Source organism: Kamptonema sp. PCC 6506, assembly GCF_000180455.1.
Taxonomy (GTDB): domain Bacteria; phylum Cyanobacteriota; class Cyanobacteriia; order Cyanobacteriales; family Microcoleaceae; genus Kamptonema; species Kamptonema formosum.
The window spans coordinates 1-2992 of record NZ_CACA01000078.1; the positions used below are offsets into that span (position 1 = coordinate 1).

Here is a 2992-nt window from a genome sequence, read left to right on the forward strand (position 1 = left end):
TCCCTAGCCCCTAGCCCCTAGCCCCTAGCCCCTCTTCTATCTGCCTTAGACCTTAATTCCAATACCGTTCGGCTGTCCAATGCCGATCGGAAGATTGATAAATTTTTACGCTTTCTAACTTCGCAGATTGTATCATTACTTCCACTTCTTCTATAGTAAACGCTGCCTGTAGAGAATCACTAAATAATTTTTGTTGATGGGGGTTGCACTCCCATGCATACATCTCTACTAAATTCTCTTGTGCTTCCTTGTCAAAAGGTCGAAGTAAATCTCGCAAAAGTATCCCGCCATTGGGTTTAAGTACTCGCTTGACTTCTGCTAAAAATGGTAAGGGATCGGGCAAATGATGGATAATACTATTGGAAACAACCAGATCGAAGTGATTGTCTGGATAGGGCATTTTTTTTGCATCTATTAGCTCTAACTGAATCTGCGATCGCATCCCTGCTTTTTCCACATTTTCCTGACCCACTTTTAACATATTTGCGGACAAGTCGATGCCAATTACCTGCCATTGGGGCCGCATTTGACGCATAATTATCGGGATACGAGCCGTACCTGTGCCAGCATCCAAAATTTTACCCGCGATTGGCCCTAATTTTATGGCAAGTTCGGCAAAATCTGTATTAACTTCTGTGAAATCCATTGAGTCGTACTCAACTGCTTCTTCCCAGGTGTCCATTACTTCCGGTTCGAGCACTCGCTGCATAAAATCTTTCTGGTTATTTGGCAGTTCGATATAGGGGCTGAGTTTGGCTTCTAAAATTTCTATTAACTCAGGTTCCATATATTCGTAATTATCGGGGATATGCAGGCAAATGATTTTTTTTCCTGCCAGACTTTCTGGAAATTTACTGCGAAGGCGATCGCTGTGTCGCTTCTCCATCACAAATATTAAATCTGCCCACCCAATCATCCCTTCTGTAACTCTGGTTCTTGCTCCTTTTTCTGTGCCTGCTGATTTGACTGCATAATTACTATTTTCATACATCTTTTCAGCCGTCAAGCTTCTTAGCTTGTTCTGACTACAGACAAATAATATCTTAGTTTTCTCCATTTTTACTTACCTATATTAATCGTCACGCCGCCCTCTGGACGGTAATTGACTGCAAGCGAGGGCGGTATTACCTTAAAAAACATAAAAATATAACATAAAAGTGCAATCTTATCAAATCAACCAGAGAAATCGCAATAATTATTTACAATTTGATTGCGGTTTTTGCATGGGTAGAATTTGATTTTTGCATAGGTTGACTTGGCAGGTTGGACAGTTTTAAGGGGGTTTCAGAGGATTTTTTGATTTTTGGTTTAAATTTAATACACTGCTCCCTTGATTATGAAAATCATACCATAGCCCTCAAACGCTGTAAATACGTCTCATAATTGAGAATAGTGTCAATAATTTCTGTAGTATTTACATTTCTTAATGATTACAAAATTTTAATATTTAAAATAACTATGCAGTTTTTATTATTTATTCTTATCGTTTGTCCCAAAGTCTGCCTTAAAAAGTTTAAATGTGGTATAGGCGCGGAGTAAATCAAACATTTTAGAGAAATAGCGATCGCACCCTCAAAATCCGCTATAATCAGAATTAAGCGAAGTCGTTATGAGTTTGACTAAGAACTATGACCAACCCAACCGTAGAAAATTTAGTAATTATCGGCTCAGGGCCTGCTGGCTACACAGCCGCGATCTACGCAGGCCGAGCCAACCTCAAACCCGTAGTCTTTGAAGGCTATCAAATGGGCGGCATCCCCGGCGGTCAATTGATGACCACCACCGAAGTTGAGAACTTCCCCGGTTTCCCTGAAGGGATTACGGGGCCGGAATTAATGGATCGGATGAAAGCTCAGGCAGTGCGGTGGGGGGCCGAACTCTACACCGAAGACGTAATTTCCGTTGACTTAAGCGATCGCCCGTTTACAATCCGCTCCGAGGAACGGGAAATCAAAGCCCACACCATTGTCATCGCTACGGGAGCAACGGCGAAACGGTTAGGCTTGCCGAGCGAACATACATTCTGGAGTCACGGTATCTCCGCCTGTGCCATTTGCGACGGTGCGACACCGATTTTCAAAGGCGTTGACTTGGCTGTAATTGGGGCCGGTGACACGGCCGCCGAAGAGTCAATTTACCTGACTAAGTATGGCTCTCACGTACATATGTTAGTGCGGCGCGAAGAGATGCGAGCTTCTAAAGCCATGCAAGACCGCGTTTTGAGCAACCCGAAAATTACCGTACACTGGAACACGGAGGCGGTGGATGTTTTGGGCGTGCCTGGGGAGAAGATGGATGGCATCAGGATTAAGAACCTCAAGACTGGCGAAGAAAGCGATTTGCTGGTTAAGGGTTTGTTCTACGCGATCGGTCACACGCCTAATACTGAGATTTTCAAAGGCCAGATCGAATTAGACGAGCTGGGTTATATTGCGACTCGGCACGGTGGAGTAGAAACTAGCGTTGAAGGCGTTTACGCTGTCGGCGATGTCCAAGACCACGAGTTTCGGCAAGCAATCACTGCTGCTGGTAGTGGTTGCATGGGGGCAATGTTGGCGGAAAGGTGGCTATCGGCGCAGGGCTTAGCCCAGGAATTCAAACAACTTGAGGAATCCGAAAAGCCCGTTGAGAAGCCTGAAAATAAGGTTGCTCAGACGGAGGAAACTTTCGATCTAGCTGCGACGCGGCATTTAGGGGGTTATGCTTTACGGAAGTTGTTTCACGATAGCGATCGCCTAATTATGGTGAAATACTCCTCACCTACCTGCGGCCCTTGCCATACTCTCAAGCCAATTTTGAGTAAAGTCGCCGATGAGTTTGAGGGCAAAATTCACTATGTGGAAATTGACATCGAGCAAGACCCAGACATTGCTGAAAATGCTGGTGTCGTCGGTACGCCGACGATCCAATTTTTTAAGGATAAAGCTTTGGTGGAAGAACTCAAGGGAGTTAAGCCAAAAAGTCAGTACCGCCAAGTAATTGAGAGTAATTT

2 protein-coding genes are annotated in these 2992 nt (G+C 44.4%); one reads left to right on the plus strand and one right to left on the minus strand.

The window, feature by feature from the left end:
• Positions 1-52: 52 nt before the first annotated feature.
• Positions 53-1057, minus strand: a complete 1005-nt coding sequence (locus OSCI_RS03925; protein ID WP_007353568.1) for a methyltransferase domain-containing protein — start codon at positions 1055-1057, stop codon at positions 53-55.
• Between the two features lie 571 nt (positions 1058-1628).
• Between OSCI_RS03925 and trxB the strand changes: the two genes are divergently transcribed.
• On the plus strand, positions 1629-2992 hold a 1364-nt coding region (trxB, locus tag OSCI_RS03930), incomplete at its 3' end, for a thioredoxin-disulfide reductase (protein ID WP_039961715.1).